Source organism: Pedobacter sp. KBW01 (genome assembly GCF_003852395.1).
Classification (GTDB): domain Bacteria; phylum Bacteroidota; class Bacteroidia; order Sphingobacteriales; family Sphingobacteriaceae; genus Pedobacter.
The window spans coordinates 50,805-65,700 of sequence record NZ_QAJQ01000027.1 but is presented as its reverse complement, the minus strand read 5'-3'; the positions used below and the strand labels follow the sequence as shown (position 1 = coordinate 65,700).

12 protein-coding genes are annotated in these 14,896 nt (G+C 39.0%); 4 read left to right on the top strand and 8 right to left on the bottom strand.

Annotated elements, in window-relative coordinates; translation table 11 throughout:
* Positions 1-6 precede the first annotated feature (6 nt).
* The 5 genes from DBR40_RS22475 to DBR40_RS22455 all read right to left on the bottom strand — a co-directional run bounded on the left by DBR40_RS22475 (position 7) and on the right by DBR40_RS22455 (position 4,339).
* Positions 7-645: an MBL fold metallo-hydrolase gene (locus tag DBR40_RS22475; protein ID WP_124561980.1), complete on the bottom strand. Its 639-nt coding sequence runs from the start codon at positions 643-645 to the stop codon at positions 7-9.
* Between the two features lie 7 nt (positions 646-652).
* Positions 653-1,240, bottom strand: coding sequence for a gliding motility lipoprotein GldD (gene gldD, locus DBR40_RS22470; RefSeq protein WP_124561979.1), 588 nt, complete (start codon positions 1,238-1,240; stop codon positions 653-655).
* A gap of 46 nt (positions 1,241-1,286) precedes the next feature.
* Complete coding sequence (locus DBR40_RS22465) at positions 1,287-2,030, bottom strand: shikimate dehydrogenase family protein (RefSeq protein ID WP_124561978.1); 744 nt, start codon at positions 2,028-2,030, stop codon at positions 1,287-1,289.
* Positions 2,031-2,107: 77 nt separating this feature from the next.
* A complete protein-coding gene (locus DBR40_RS22460) occupies positions 2,108-2,875 on the bottom strand; it encodes a phosphosulfolactate synthase (RefSeq protein WP_124561977.1) in 768 nt (255 codons plus the stop codon).
* Between the two features lie 60 nt (positions 2,876-2,935).
* Entirely contained in the window at positions 2,936-4,339 is a 1,404-nt protein-coding gene (locus tag DBR40_RS22455; protein WP_124561976.1) for a tetratricopeptide repeat protein, read from the bottom strand.
* Between the two features lie 249 nt (positions 4,340-4,588).
* On the opposite strand from DBR40_RS22455, the gene DBR40_RS22450 reads away from it, so the two are divergent.
* A complete protein-coding gene (locus tag DBR40_RS22450; protein ID WP_124561975.1) occupies positions 4,589-5,044 on the top strand; it encodes a nuclear transport factor 2 family protein in 456 nt (151 codons plus the stop codon).
* A 77-nt stretch (positions 5,045-5,121) separates the two neighbouring features.
* Here the strand turns inward: DBR40_RS22450 and DBR40_RS22445 are convergent, their stop codons facing one another.
* The gene (locus DBR40_RS22445; RefSeq protein WP_124561974.1) at positions 5,122-7,632 is read right to left on the bottom strand and encodes a M1 family metallopeptidase; all 2,511 of its coding nucleotides are present in this window, start codon (positions 7,630-7,632) and stop codon (positions 5,122-5,124) included.
* Positions 7,633-7,724: 92 nt separating this feature from the next.
* Positions 7,725-8,603 carry a TraB/GumN family protein gene (locus DBR40_RS22440; protein ID WP_124561973.1) on the bottom strand — a complete coding sequence of 293 codons (879 nt, stop codon included), beginning with the start codon at positions 8,601-8,603 and terminating at the stop codon, positions 7,725-7,727.
* A 117-nt stretch (positions 8,604-8,720) separates the two neighbouring features.
* On the opposite strand from DBR40_RS22440, the gene DBR40_RS22435 reads away from it, so the two are divergent.
* A complete protein-coding gene (locus DBR40_RS22435; protein ID WP_124561972.1) occupies positions 8,721-10,262 on the top strand; it encodes an aldehyde dehydrogenase family protein in 1,542 nt (513 codons plus the stop codon).
* A gap of 121 nt (positions 10,263-10,383) precedes the next feature.
* Here the strand turns inward: DBR40_RS22435 and DBR40_RS22430 are convergent, their stop codons facing one another.
* Positions 10,384-11,028 (bottom strand): GIN domain-containing protein, encoded by a 645-nt coding sequence (locus tag DBR40_RS22430; protein WP_124561971.1) that lies wholly within the window; start codon positions 11,026-11,028, stop codon positions 10,384-10,386.
* 274 nt (positions 11,029-11,302) lie between these two features.
* On the opposite strand from DBR40_RS22430, the gene DBR40_RS22425 reads away from it, so the two are divergent.
* Positions 11,303-14,098 (top strand): outer membrane beta-barrel family protein, encoded by a 2,796-nt coding sequence (locus DBR40_RS22425; RefSeq protein WP_166207940.1) that lies wholly within the window; start codon positions 11,303-11,305, stop codon positions 14,096-14,098.
* 5 nt (positions 14,099-14,103) lie between these two features.
* Positions 14,104-14,886: a GLPGLI family protein gene (locus DBR40_RS22420; RefSeq protein ID WP_124561970.1), complete on the top strand. Its 783-nt coding sequence runs from the start codon at positions 14,104-14,106 to the stop codon at positions 14,884-14,886.
* Positions 14,887-14,896 lie beyond the last annotated feature (10 nt).

Here is a 14,896-nt window from a genome sequence, read left to right as displayed (position 1 = left end):
TTTACGTCAAAAAAATGGATTATGCTGCTTTTCAAAACCTATGCTGGTTGCCGGTCCGTGGCCGGGGTAAACTTTGGTTTCATCAGGTAAGACAAATAGTTTATCGGTAATGTTTTGAATTAATTGCTGATGGTTACCGCCCGGTAAATCGGTTCGGCCAATACTGCCATAAAAAAGCACATCACCACCTATTAAAATATGGTCTGACGCACTATAAAAGCATAAATGGGCAGGCGAATGGCCTGGTGCGAAAATTAAACTTAGTGTACTGTTTCCAAAACTGATTGTTCCGGTTTCGGGCAGAAACGTATCAGGCTCTGGCGAAAGCTCGTAATGGCTAAAGCCCATTTGCGGCGCATAGCCGGGTACGGCCTGTAATATTGGCAATTCGCCTATGTTAAACTGCGGCCTTAAACCATAGGTATCGAACACAAATTTATTACCAAAAACATGGTCTAAATGGCAATGCGTGTTGAGCAACAAAACAGGTTTAAGGTTATTTTCTTTAATAAATGAAACCAGTTCGTTCTGCTCGTAGCCTTCGTACATTCCCGGATCGATAATTACACATTCTCCGCTCTCATCATATAAAACGTACGTATTTTCACTATACGCATTAAAAGTTAATGTTTTTACTGTAATCATATTGTTGTTAGTTTTTCCATCTAAAGGTGGAAATAAGTTTATCAATATCTTTTTTAATGAAATTGATTACGGGCGCAATCGAGTCGTACTGCGGACGTTCGTTGAAATATAATGCCCCTCTGAAATAATGTTTTGCACTATCGGTTAAAAAAAACTGAACCGATGAGGCGGTATTTCCTTCAATGGCATAATAAATTCCATATACCTTATGATCGGGATAGTTGATGAGCTTCTGGTCTATTGCACTTGCTTTGATGGTGTGTTTAAAGGCGAGCTCACGGGTATATTCTAAAAGCCTGTCGTATTCTGGTTTTCCGGCTACTCCATGATAGGTGAGGTGAATGTATCCGTTAAATTGAGGAAAATGCAAATTATACCAAAAAGGCTGCGCATCTCTCCCGGTGTAGGCTTCAATTTTAGCATAAACCGGGTAGTCAAAGGTAAATGGTGCATCTGATGCAAATTTTTGATATGCCCTTGCAGGATAATAAATTCGAAAATAACTTTTAGGTTTCGGACTATAATCTTGATTTTGGCAGGCTGTTATGCATAAAAGCAGTGCAAAGGGTAAAAAAATCAGCAGTTTTAGTTTCATTCCTCAGAAGATTGCTTAATGGTTAACAGCATAAAGATAAACCAAATTATTTATTCCAGATGGCCCAGGCTTTTTCTGCCTGCTGATGCAACATTTCCAGTCCGTTTTTAACTTTTGCCCCACCGGCCGCAGCCTTAATCAGAAATGCCGTTTCTAGCGGATTGTAAACCAGATCGTAAGCCAAATGCTTAGACCCCAACAAACTGTAATCGATATCAGGAAAGGTATCTACATTTGGCGACATGCCCAACGGCGTTGTGTTGATTAATAATTTATGTGAAGTTAAAATTTCAGGTGTGATATCCGAATATAAAATGGCCCCTTCAACTGCTTTACGCACCACTATCTGATATTCGATATTTAACTTTTCTAAAACATACTTTACAGCCTTAGCTGCGCCTCCATCACCAAAAACCAGTGCTTTGGTATGCTGAGGTTCTAATAAAGGTGTTAACGACGCTTCAAAACCATAAGCATCGGTGTTATAACCCTTTAAATAGTTTTTCCCTTCAAAACTTTTAATGGAAATACAGTTAACCGCACCAATTTTATCGGCAGCTTCCTCTACCTCGTTTAAATAGCAAAGAACATTTACCTTATGCGGGATAGTTACATTTAAGCCACAAAGTGCAGGATTTTCACTTAATAAATCAGGTAGCGATTTGATATCTTCGATAGGAAAAAGCTCATATTGATGATCGGCAACCCCCTCATTTAAAAACTTTTCGGTAAAATATTTTTTAGAGAAAGAGTGAGAGAGTGGATATCCGATTAAGCCGTAAGTTTTCATAAGCACATATACATTCATTGCGAGACAGTACTTCCCCCAAGAGGGTAAGCAGTGCCTCGCAATGCAGAAATTTTATATTATTTACCTAAGTTTAAGAAATGATCAAAAGTATCCCCCCTTAATCCCAAACGAATGGTTTCCAACGGAATAACTTCGGCTGGCGCAATATTACCCAGGTTTACGTTTGCTCCAATGAGTTTAATAAACCAAACCTGTTGCTCTTTTTGGGGCGCTTCCCAGATAATGGTTTCTTCGGGTATCTGTGTCAGGATTTCATCAACTAATCCTTCGCGTACCTCGCCGCTTCCGCGGTAAATACCTACATTACCACCTTCGCGTGCTTCGGCAATAACTTTCCATGAGCCAGCTTCGATTTCTGCCTGCATCAATTTAATCCACTTGTATGGGGCAAATATTTTGGCAGCATCTTTACTACCCACTTCCGAAATTACGGTTACCTGTTTGGCCAGTTCGCTAATATAAGCGCACTTTTTATCGTGCTCAATTTCAATAGAACCATCCGAAACCTCGGCATACTCCATTCCGTACTGATCGAGCACACGCTGGTAATCTGAAAACTGATTACGAATAATGAATGCTTCAAATAGTGTTCCGCCAAAATAGGTCGGAATACCTGCACTTTTATATAAAGCTAACTTTTCTTTAAGGTTTGGTGTTACATGTGAGGTAGCCCAACCCAATTTTACGATATCTGTATGTACGCCTGCAACGTCAATAAAATCTTCAACCTGGCGCAGGCTTAATCCCTTATCCATAACCATTGTTAAGCCTTTTTGGCGTGGTTTAGCTGGACGTTCGGGAACGTTTAATAATGGATAATTCATATGCCTACAAAAGTGAAAAAAATTTTGAGATTTATTTGTTAAATTTTTCTCACAAGGTCGTTACCTAATATATCTGTTTATTACGTTCAAAATGGCACTATTATCTTGTAATTGTGGCAAATATTCGAATAAAATATAGTGTTTTTCAGGGTCAGTTGTTAAAGCCGTTTCTAAATAACCTAATGCATCGGTATAACTACCCAGCGCAAAAAGATAGGCCACCATGCGGTAGTACAACTCTGCTGCTTCGGGGTTATTTTTAATGGCCTCGGCCATGGTTTCCGATGCTTCCAGCAATTTACCCTGCTCGTACAATACGGTACTAAAATCTAACCAGGCCTCAATATCAAGGGGATTAAACTCTAAAACTTTCTCATAAGCTTCGATCGATTCATCAATCTGATTCAATTTGTAATAGGCATCGGCCAATGCAAACCAGAAATCGGCATTTTCGGCTTCTAAATCGATTGCTTTTTTATAAAAATGAAGCGATTCGAAATAACGTTCTTCAAAATTAAGTGTAACACCAATCCCAAACCAGGCATCTGCCATTTTAGGATCCATTTTCACCGATTTTTTGTAATAAGAACGGGCTTCGTCCATTTTCTCGAGCTTTTCGTAACATTCGCCAATGGCACAATAAGTATCGGCATTGGGCGGTTCGTACTCAAAAGTCTGTTTGTAAACCTCAATAGCTTCTGTATACTTATCTAACTGAACCAGTGCATTGCCTTTGTTAAAGTAAGCCGAACTGAAATCTTCTTTAATCAGAATGGCATAATCGTAAGCATCAATAGCCTTTTCAAAAAGATTAAGCTTGTGAAAACTATTACCCAGGTTGTACCATGCCGCATAAGAATACGGGTCGGTATCGATATATTGCTGGTAAAACTTAATGCTTTCTTCCTGCTTATCCAATACATCATAACAGAAAGCCAGCTCGTATAATCCATCCTGGTTTTCCATGTTTTGCTCTAAGCTGAGCTTGATGTAGGTAATGGCATTTTCGTAATCAGACATGCTCTGGTAAACGTAAGCCATTTGCAGTAAAATTTCGTCGGTACTTTCGGCAAGGCCCAAAGCTTTTTCGTAATTTTCTAAAGCTTCGTCAAAGCGCTCGGTATTCTGAAAAATATTGCCACGGAGCAAATAAATATCCGGTTCTGATGGTTCCAGTAGTTCGGCTTTTTGCAAAGCGATAAAAGCCTGTTCGTGGTTGTTGGTTAAAATGTACAGATGAGCCTGCTTGATTAAAAAAACAGTTGCGTAAGGGTGTTGACTAATTGCAAAATCAACTACCTGCAAAGCTTTGACCGGATCATTTTTCTCAATGTAGAAATCTACAATGTATTCAAAAGCGCCTGCATCGAAAAAATATTGGTCCTGATTGCGGAGCATTTCTTCGTAACGTTCTACTGAGCGTTGTGCGTCTTCGTTGGATTCAAAAAAGAATTCTTCTTCCATATATTATACTATTAAAGAACCGTGCCAATTAGCATAAAAACACATTATAATTTTACTACTTTTAATTATCCGTTTTTAAAATAATTATTAACATCACCTATTTAAAATGATGTAAATAGCTGAATATAAAGCTTATTAACTGTGATTAAGATGTGTGGATAATCAATAGATTTTTGCAACATCGCGGTTCCTTTTCCCTTCTTTCACAAAAATACTATAAATTTATGACACAAACGTAATGAAGAAGTCATGAAAGGATCAGTCATTTTTGCCCTGTTTTGGATCTGCTTTGGCCTACAGGCCTTTGCTCAAAAGGATGAAGAAAGCGCCATTAAAAAAGCGGTAAATAATCTTTTTACTGGCATGAAAACCAACGACAGCACCCTAACACGTAGTGCTTTTGCTACTGATGCAGTAATGCAAACCATTGTTAATAAGGATGGGAAAGTGAATGTACGGACCGAGTCGGTTAACAATTTTATCAAGTTAATTGGCACTCCGCATGAGGATCAGTATGATGAACGGATTGTATTTACCAAAATATTAATTGACGGCCCCCTTGCTTCGGTTTGGACGGATTACAAATTTTATCTGGGCGATAAATTCAGCCACTGTGGCGTAAATTCCTTTCAGTTGGTAAAGGGCGATAAAGGCTGGCAGATTGTTTATATTATTGATACAAGAAGGAAGGATGCCTGCAATTAGGATAACGGCTTTGAAGTAAGTGAAAAAAGGCTGGTCATGTTTTTCATGCCAGCCTTCTTTGTTTTTCAACCTGCTCGTTATTCTTTACCTAAATCTGCTGCACCTTTTTTAAACAATTCAGCCTGCTTGTTTAGGTTTTCTTTAGCTGCACCCGTAGCTGCAGCAGCCTGTTTTTGTTTAGCCTGCACAGTTGCAGTATAAGCGCCTGCCAATTGTTTGTTTAAATAAGCCTGCAGTTTCAATCTTTCAATAACATCGCTAATATTCTTGATTCCCTTTTCGGTAACCTCAGGGTTAGTATTTGCCCTTAAATATTGAAAATACTGGCCAATGGTGGCGAAAATTTTACTTCTGTCGCCAGTAGCCATAATGTTTTCGTAAAAGGCCTGGTGCTCATCTCTTGGATCGCTGATGTATAATGTTGCAACCGAACCGGCAATATGGTCTTTAGTATCTGCATCTAAAGCCGCTAAAGCGGTACTACCTTCTTGCGGTGCCAGTTTAGCTAAACCACCAAGTCCGGCAGCAATTACCTTGTACGAACGGTCTTTTAAACTTTCGTTCATTAAAGCTTTATAGGTTTGGTCGCCAGTTTCGGCAAGTTTACTTATCGCTGCCGATCTTACTTCGGTATCTTTATCACTTTTGGCCAATTGTAGCAGAACTGGTAAGGCCGCAGCTTTTATCTGGGCATCTTCCAAATTCAGCCCATCAATGCTCAAAGCACGTAAATCAGCCGATTTATCTTTTAAACCTGTTAACAATACCTGCTGCCCGCTGTTGGCTTTGCTTTGCATAATAAACTGCAAGGCCTCAATCCGGTTGGCATAACTGGGTGCATTTTTATACTGGAAGTAGTAATTTTCGGCGGTTTTATTGTCGTTGGTTTCGCCTACCACAATTTTATCTACGTCGAAATCGATCAAATCGGGTTTGGTACTTACATCGAAGCTAAAGTTCTGTTCACGGCTGTTAATCAGGATTTCCTTTCTGATTTTTTGTTCACCGGCATAAATATCGATTTTAACAGGCAGGGTAAATGTCTGCACGCTGGCATCTTGCGTTTGTTTAACTTTAATGATTGCTTTACCATTTTCGTAACCATAATCGATGCTTAAAACCGGGTGACCTCCATTGTAATACCACTGGTTAAAATAGGGGCTCCAGTCTTTACCGGTTACCTCTTCCATAGCCAGGCGTAACTGGTGCGTTTCGCCATTTTTAAAAGCATTGCTAGTTAAATAACGGTTAAGTGATTTATAAAAAGCGGCATCGCCCATCTGGTTTTTCAACGCATAAAGAATAATCGATCCTTTGGCATAGCTGATGTTATCGAACATATCTTCCTTATCGTTATAATAAAAGCGGGCCAACACCGGGCTTTCGCCTTTTTTAGTCGAACCAAGGTAAGATTGCAGTTTTTCATAACGCGATTTATCTTCAGCATCCTGACCGGCATCGTGGCCATGCCAGATTACTTCGCCAAAAGTGGCAAAAGATTCGTTCATGGTTAAATTAGACCATGATTCGGCAGTTACATAATCGCCAAACCACTGGTGAAAAAGCTCGTGTGCAATGGTACCTTCTTCATTTCCATCTAACAGCTCGCGATCAGTTTTTTGCACATGCTCGCCATGTAAAGTAGCAGTGGTGTTCTCCATTGCTCCCGAAACGTAATCGCGGCCCACTACCTGCGAGTATTTGTTCCATGGATAATCTACCCCAAGCAAATTGCTGTAAAACTGAATCATATCAGGTGTTTTACCAAAAATCTGCTTCGCGTATGGTGCGTATTTAGGCTCCAGGTAATAGCTCACCTCCTTACCTTTATAGGCATCTTTAGTGATTTTAAACTCTCCTACGGCCATCATAAACAGGTAAGGTGAGTGTGGCAAATCCATTTTCCAGGTATCAGTTCTTGTACCATCGGTATTGGGTTTCTGGCTTACGAGTTTACCGTTTGACAGGGTGGTGTATTTCGATTTTACTGTCATCGAAATTTCCTGTGTAGTTTTCTGGTCGGGTTTATCGATAGTTGGAAACCAGGCCGATGAAGATTCTGTTTCACCCTGCGTCCAGATTTGCGTTGGCTTATTTTTATCGGCACCATCCGGATTGATAAAGTACAAGCCTTTGGCATCGGTAATTGCCGCGCTCCCCTTCACTTTCAACTCATCGGGTTTGGCTGTATAAGCAATGTATACAGTATATTTCTCTGTGTTGGTATACTTTTTATTTAAGTTGATATACAGCTTATTATCATTGTAAGTGTATTTAAGTGGTGTATTGCCTTTTGGCCCAACCAGCGCAATACTTTTAATATCCATCCCTTGCGCATCAAGCGTTAGCGAGTCTGTAGCGTAAAAATGAGGCTTTAAAGTAAGCCATGCTTTACCGTGCAGGTAGCGTTTTGCATAATCGAAAGAAACATCGAGTTTGGTATGTACCAGGTCATTAACTTTGGTTGCGGTTACTCGGTAAACATTAAGGTTATTAGATTTTTCAGCAGTTTGTTCCTGTGCGAAAAGAGGATTGGCCATAAAAGCAGCAGCCAATATTACCCCACAGGCAATAAAATTTTTATTCATTTCTTAAGATTTAATAAGTCAGTAATCTTTGAGGCAAGGTATTAAGAATTGTGGTAATTAAATATTAAAATTTTTGTTAGTAATATTTAAAACTAATTGGTTGCAACAGGTTTTAAAATATAGCCTTTAGCCGCCAGTCCTTTTATCAGGCCTTCATCACTTACCAAGTGACCTGCACCAACGACAATAAACAGCGATTCTTTTTCCATCAAAGCAGGCAGTTGATCTAACCAGCGTCGATTCCGATTTTTGAGCATCTCAGTCATAAACGCTCGATTTTCTTCATCTTGGATTTTAAAGAGATCAGTTAGTTTATCAATATCCTGAGCAAGGTAATAATCCTTAAGTTCCTTTGCCCTAAGTTTGCTTTTATCCGATTCTCTGATCGATTTTAACAAGGCCTTTTTTTGCTTCTGCAAATCGTCATCAAATAATAAAGCGCCCTGGTATTCGGCGGTTTCTAAACCATAAAGGGATTTTGCATTACTTTTGGCATACTTCTGAAAGCTGTCATCTATTCCATCGGCCACTTCCTTTATTTCGGGATTGTCGAGTAGCATAACCATGACGCTAACCAGGGCAGGTTTGAAGGTATTGAGCAATTTTAGATCAATATCTGGATTCTTAGCTTTAATATAATCGTTTACTTCTTTGTACTCCTCTGGCGTAAATAAACTATCGAGTTTATTGTTTTTCATCATTAAAAATGGCGCCATTCTTCCCTGTATAGTGCTATCCATTACGATCTCGCCTACCACACCATCAACCGTTTTTAGTTTCTCCTGCAAAACCCGCATGGTATCGGCAAACTTTCTGCTTGTAAAATGATGGGTACCAAATAAATATGACGGTTTCTTTAATCCATTGCCAGAAATTTCCCACAGCAGCGTGTTGGTTGCTTTTTTGGTTTGTGCTTTAAGGCTAAGCCCAAAGCCCAGGAAAGCAATGAGTAATAATTTAATGTTTTTCATTGAGTAGTCGTTTTAGTAAATGTTAGGGCAAGATATTAAGAATTGTGATAAAGTTAAGCACCAAATGTGTGCTGCTTTCCTTTATTTTTTTGTTGTTTTGTGTAAACCGTTAGAAATATGATTACAGATATTCAATCCATTTTAAACAAATTGGGCGTAAATGCCGATAACGCAGCATTTAGCACAGGAAGCCATTGGGGAGGAGCGGCAAATGTAAAAACTTTGGAAAGTTTTTCGCCTGTAGATGGAAAACTGATTGCTTCGGCGAAAGTGGCAACCAGTGCTGATTACGAAGCTGTTGTGCTTCAAGCACAGACTGCGTTTACCGAATGGCGTACAGTTCCTGCTCCAAAACGAGGCGAAATTGTTCGCCAGTTTGGCGATGCCCTGCGTGAAAACAAAGCTGCTTTGGGCACACTGGTTTCATATGAAATGGGGAAAAGTTTACAGGAAGGTTTTGGCGAGGTACAGGAAATGATCGACATCTGCGATTTTGCCGTGGGTTTATCGCGCCAGCTATATGGCTTAACCATGCACAGCGAGCGCCCAAACCACCGCATGTACGAGCAATGGCATCCGCTGGGTATTGTAGGTATTATTTCGGCCTTTAACTTCCCGGTTGCGGTTTGGAGCTGGAATGTTGCCCTTGCGCTGGTATGCGGCAATGTGTGTATCTGGAAACCATCAGAAAAAACACCATTAACCGCTATTGCCTGTCAGCATATTATTGCAAAAGTTTTTAAAGCAAATGCTGTTGCTGAAGGCGTATGTAGTTTAATTTTAGGCGATAAAGAAGTTGGTGAACAGCTGACAAATGATGACCGGGTTTCTTTGGTTTCTGCAACAGGATCCACACGAATGGGCAAAGCAGTTGCGGCAGCTGTTGGTGCACGCCTGGGCAAGAGTTTACTCGAATTAGGTGGCAACAATGCCATTATTATTTCGGAACATGCTGATTTAGATATGAGTTTAATTGGTGCAGTATTTGGAGCTGTTGGCACCGCTGGACAGCGATGCACTTCTACCCGCAGACTGATTATTCACGAAAGTGTTTACGATGCCTTCACCTCAAAGCTGGTTAATGCCTATGGGCAATTGCGCATTGGCAATCCTTTGGATCAAAACAACCATGTTGGTCCACTGATTGATACGGATGCGGTTACTGCTTACCTTGATTCAATTGAAAAATGCAAGGTAGAAGGCGGTCATTTCGTGGTAGAAGGCGGCGTATTATCGGGCGAAGCTTACCAAAGTGGTTGCTACGTAAAGCCATGTATAGCAGAAGTAAAAAATGATTTTAAAATTGTGCAGCACGAAACCTTTGCGCCAATTTTATACTTAATCAAATACAAAACACTGAATGAAGCCATCGCCTTGCAAAATGGTGTTCCACAAGGACTTTCATCGGCAATTATGACCTTAAACCTGAGAGAAGCTGAACAATTCTTATCGGCCAACGGATCTGATTGCGGCATAGCCAACGTAAATATTGGTACCTCGGGGGCCGAAATTGGTGGTGCTTTTGGAGGCGAAAAGGAAACTGGTGGCGGTCGCGAAAGTGGATCGGATGCCTGGAAAGCTTATATGCGCCGGCAAACCAATACAATTAATTATGCCAATACTTTGCCACTGGCGCAAGGTATTAAATTTGATTTGTAGATAATTCTTCAATCCTGCATTAAAAATGCAGTGTCCGCTGCCCCTCGTTTGTAATGAGGGTAAAATAAAAAAGGCGCTAAATTTAAAATTTAGCGCCTTTTAAGTAAAATATATGATGGAGTTAGAATAGTTTTTCCAATAAAGCTACGTCTATGTCGCTATAGCGTGATGGATTGCTATTGGCTAGTACAACTGGTTTCGCCGTTACTTTAATGAAGCTTTCAGCGGCAGTAAAATCGCCCATTTTAATTTTCGATTCTGCCCCGATTGCAGCGATGTGTGTTTCTGTAGAGCCAGCTAATTTCAACGTTGCTGCATCTTTAATTTCTGTAGATAAATTAACCGTATTGGCCTTAATATCAGCTGATGCCTTATCGTTAAGTACAATATTCAGGTTTAACAGGTTAAAATTTCCGGCAGTACTTACTGTTGCAGTGTTTGAGGCTTCGATAGCTGATAAGTTATTAACATGAGCAATAACCATTAAAGTATTTTTATCAAAAGAACTAATCCGCAGTTCAGCTCCTTGTTGTTGCACCATTGCATTTTTGCCGTAGTATTGATCGTAAATCTCAACACTTTCTTTAGCATCCTGAACCAGGATTAATTTAACATTGCCTGATACCACAATTTTACTGATGTTTTTCACTTTTGTTAAAGCGGTATAGCTTGCTGTGTTTTCTGTAGCATTTGCTATGACTGTTGCACTACTTAAAGTAACCATTACCAATGCAGCTGCAAATAATTTTTTAATAGAATTTTTCATGACCTTAATATTTTATAAATCCTTTATTACCAGTTGTTTTTCTGAAAATAAGACGACTGTTTCCCGAAAACGTTTCAGGCAGAGCGGCTATATTATACCACGCCCATGTATTTATAGACGAACGCCCAAATAACCTATACGAAAATTGCCTGGCCCTTTAGCTCAAAAGTGGCCTTCATGCTGATGTTAAGTACTATATGTTAAAAAAGGTTAAAACTTAACGCACAACTAACATATTAGTTTTATATTCGTAAAAACAAAACAGATTCTTTCTATGAAACGTCTATTACTCTCACTGTGCTTTTTTGTCACCATTGCATCGTATACAAGAGCCCAGAGTCACCATACCATTAAAGGCCGAACAATTGACACTGCTTCGACAACCCTTTTATCAGGGACCACTATTGCAGTTTTAAACGCAAAAGACTCTACATTGGTAAAATTTACCCGAGCGGCAGAAAACGGCTCCTTTGAGCTTACCGGCATCAAAAATGGTAAGTTTATCCTATTGGTCTCCTACCCAAAATATGCCGACTTTGTAGATCATTTTACACTCGACTCTACCACACTTGTAAAAGATTATAATAAGATAAACCTGACGGGAATGGCTAAGATATTGGCTGATGTAATTATTAAAGGAAACAGGTCGGCGATAAAAATTAAAGGCGATACCACAGAGTTCGACCCAAAAGCATATAACATAGAGCCCAACTCAAAAGTTGAAGACCTGATAAAACAGTTTCCAGGTTTTCAGGTTGATAAGGATGGTAAAATTACTGCGCAAGGAAAAACAGTTCCGAAAGTACTGGTAGACGGTGAAGAGTTTTTTGGCGATGATCCGACACTGGTTACCAAAAACCTACGTGCGGATATGGTAGAATCTGTTCAGCTTTACGATAAGGCCAGCGATCAGGCCAGTTTTACGGGGATTGATGATGGAGAGAAAACCAAAACCCTTAACATTAAACTAAAAGAGGATAAGAAGAATGGCTATTTTGGCAAAGTGCAGGGAGGTTACGGAACAAAAGATTTTTACCAGGGACAGGGGATGTTTAACAAATTCTGGGGTAAAAAGAAATTTTCAGCCTATGGCATTTTGGGTAACAACGGCACTGTAGGTTTAGGTTGGGATGATCGTGATAAATATGGCGCTTCTGGTGGATATACTATGACTGATGATGGTGGGATGTATTTTAGCAGTGGCGGAGATGATTTCGACAGCTACGATGGGCAATATAATGGCCAGGGCTTGCCAGTAGCCCGTACCGGAGGTTTACATTTCGATAACAAATGGAATAAGGATAAAGAATCGTTAAATACAAATTATAAAATCGGATCGATCAGGGTTTCGGGGGAAAGGAATTCAATCAGTCAAAATAATTTAGCATCGGGCACTCAAAATAGCACTTCAGACGAATCGTTTGATAACGACATGTTCAGACAAAAACTGGATGCCATGTATGAGATCAAGATTGATACAACCTTAACAATGAAAGTTAATGTTGACGGTGCATTGAAAAAAAGCAATACTTCAAACAATTACTTAACTGGTACCACTAATGGCAATGGTGGCTTTCTAAATTCCTCAAACAGAACGTTGAGTAATGAAGTAGATGATCAAAACTTTAACGCTAATGTTTTATTCACAAAAAAACTAAAGAAAACGGGCCGCACACTATCATTAAATATTAATCAATCAATTAATAAAAGTAATAGTGAAGGATATTTAAATTCCCTTAACCGACGCTTAACCTCAGCCGGACAAGTAGATAGTCTTACCAATCAGCTAAAAATCAATGATATTACCAACAGTACTTTCAAATTAAATGCTGCCTATACAGAACCACTCTCAAAAACCTTAACTGTCATCATAAATTATGGCTTAACGCTAATGAATGGAACATCAGATCGCAAATCTTTCAATCAGTCGGGTAGTGGCAGATACGATATTTTAGATACTGTTTACAGTAATAATTTTGAGCTGACCCAAACGATCAATCAAGGCGGTGCCATCTTCAATTATAAAAAGGGCAAAACAATTATCAACTTCGGATCAAAATTTAGTGGTGTAAACTTTAAACAAGACGATATTTATCACAACAAAACTTATGTAAGAAACTTTGTTAACTATATGCCACAAGCATCCTATCAATATCGCTTTTCTCAACAAAAATCGCTCAGACTTAACTACAACGGTAATACTAACCAACCATCACTCGATCAGCTTCAGCCGGTTAGGGTAAATAACGACCCGTTTAATGTTGTTGAAGGAAATCAGGATTTAAGACCATCTTTCAGAAGTAATATCAATGCCAGTTATAATTCTTACAAAGTTTTAACCAATCAATCAGTGTGGCTAAATGCTTCATATAGTTTTACCACAAATCCGATTATTAGTGATGTTACAACGGATGATGTTGGTAAGAGTACTTACAGATACATCAATTTTGATGATAAAATGCAGACCAATTTTTACATGTATGGGCAGATAAGTAGAAAAATAGGCTTTTTAGATATGAATGTTGGTTTAAATGCAAATGCTAACGGGAGCTCTTCTTATAACTTTATAACTACAAAGCTTGGCAGGACCTTAAATAACACCAAAAATTACACATATGGTGGCGGAATAAACATTTCAAAATATAAAGACAAGGAATATAGCTTTTATGTGCGTTTTGGCCCAACCTACAATACATCAAGAGCGAGTATTGGTTCTAACAGCGATGGATGGGGCATGAATGGTTATGCATCAGGAAATGTACAACTGCCTGGAAAATTTGAGATATCTACAGATGGTCAATATCAGTATAATGGAAAAACACAAGTGCTAACCGAAAGTTTTGAACGTTTTATCTGGAATGCATCGATAGGTAAAAAATTCTTCAAGTCAGAAAATTTAAAGTTCTCTTTAACTGTAAATGATATCTTAAACCAAAATATCGGCTTCAACCGTTTTGCATCTAACACGACCATAAGCCAAAGCAGCTATACCACCATAAGGCGGTATTTAATGTTCTCGGTATCATGGGATTTTAACAAAATGGGCGGCGGAATTAAAACACAAAAATAATTATCATGAAAACTACACTAAAATATATCCTCTTATTTGCTGTTATTTTCATCAGCAAAAGCACGTTTGCTCAAAATATACACTTCGTAAAAAGTGGGGTGATCGAATTTGAGAAAAGGTCTAATATGTACGCTTTGATCAAAAAGAAAATCAATAAAGACAATGAAAGTTACATGTCGCCTGCTTTTGATCAGTATAAAAAGAACAATCCACAATTTAAGGTTGCGAAAAGTACCTTAAGCTTTAATAAGGATAAAAGCTTATATAAATGGCCAACTGTAGAGGAAACTGTAAATCCAAACTGGGCAGCAAGAGATCCTCTTGTTGATCTAAAAAATACCGTTGCTACCGATTTTAATGCCAACACAAGTATTTCCCAAAAAGCGGTTTATGAAGACACCTATATTGTTAAGGATAGTCTGCGCAAGATTAACTGGAAAATTACCGATGAAACAAGAGAAATTGCTGGTTACGAATGCCGTAGAGCCAATGCCATTATTATGGATTCGATATATGTGGTGGCTTATTATTCAAATCAGATTGCAGTTTCTGGCGGACCAGAATCGTTTACAGGATTGCCAGGGATGATTTTAGGTTTGGCATTGCCGCATCAAAACATCAGCTGGTTTGCAACCAAAGTAACTGAAGTTACTGTTCCTGAAAAAGACCTAACCCCTCCAACGAAAGGAAAACCAATCGATAATAAAGGCTTAACTGATAAAATAACTTCAGCATTGAAAAATTATGGTCCTGAAGCACTCTCAGCGCTAAAGGCCTTCTCACTTTAACGATGTATAT

Excerpts from the sequence above, each read along its gene's own strand:
- DBR40_RS22435 (WP_124561972.1), top strand. The coding sequence starts at position 8,721 with ATGATTACAGATATTCAATCCATTTTAAACAAATTGGGCGTAAATGCC.
- DBR40_RS22425 (WP_166207940.1), top strand. The coding sequence starts at position 11,303 with ATGAAACGTCTATTACTCTCACTGTGCTTTTTTGTCACCATTGCATCG.
- DBR40_RS22455 (WP_124561976.1), bottom strand. The coding sequence starts at position 4,339 with ATGGAAGAAGAATTCTTTTTTGAATCCAACGAAGACGCACAACGCTCA.
- DBR40_RS22475 (WP_124561980.1), bottom strand. The coding sequence starts at position 645 with ATGATTACAGTAAAAACATTAACTTTTAATGCGTATAGTGAAAATACG.
- DBR40_RS22450 (WP_124561975.1), top strand. The coding sequence starts at position 4,589 with ATGAAAGGATCAGTCATTTTTGCCCTGTTTTGGATCTGCTTTGGCCTA.
- gldD (WP_124561979.1), bottom strand. The coding sequence starts at position 1,240 with ATGAAACTAAAACTGCTGATTTTTTTACCCTTTGCACTGCTTTTATGC.
- DBR40_RS22420 (WP_124561970.1), top strand. The coding sequence starts at position 14,104 with ATGAAAACTACACTAAAATATATCCTCTTATTTGCTGTTATTTTCATC.
- DBR40_RS22465 (WP_124561978.1), bottom strand. The coding sequence starts at position 2,030 with ATGAAAACTTACGGCTTAATCGGATATCCACTCTCTCACTCTTTCTCT.
- DBR40_RS22430 (WP_124561971.1), bottom strand. The coding sequence starts at position 11,028 with ATGAAAAATTCTATTAAAAAATTATTTGCAGCTGCATTGGTAATGGTT.
- DBR40_RS22445 (WP_124561974.1), bottom strand. The coding sequence starts at position 7,632 with ATGAATAAAAATTTTATTGCCTGTGGGGTAATATTGGCTGCTGCTTTT.
- DBR40_RS22440 (WP_124561973.1), bottom strand. The coding sequence starts at position 8,603 with ATGAAAAACATTAAATTATTACTCATTGCTTTCCTGGGCTTTGGGCTT.
- DBR40_RS22460 (WP_124561977.1), bottom strand. The coding sequence starts at position 2,875 with ATGAATTATCCATTATTAAACGTTCCCGAACGTCCAGCTAAACCACGC.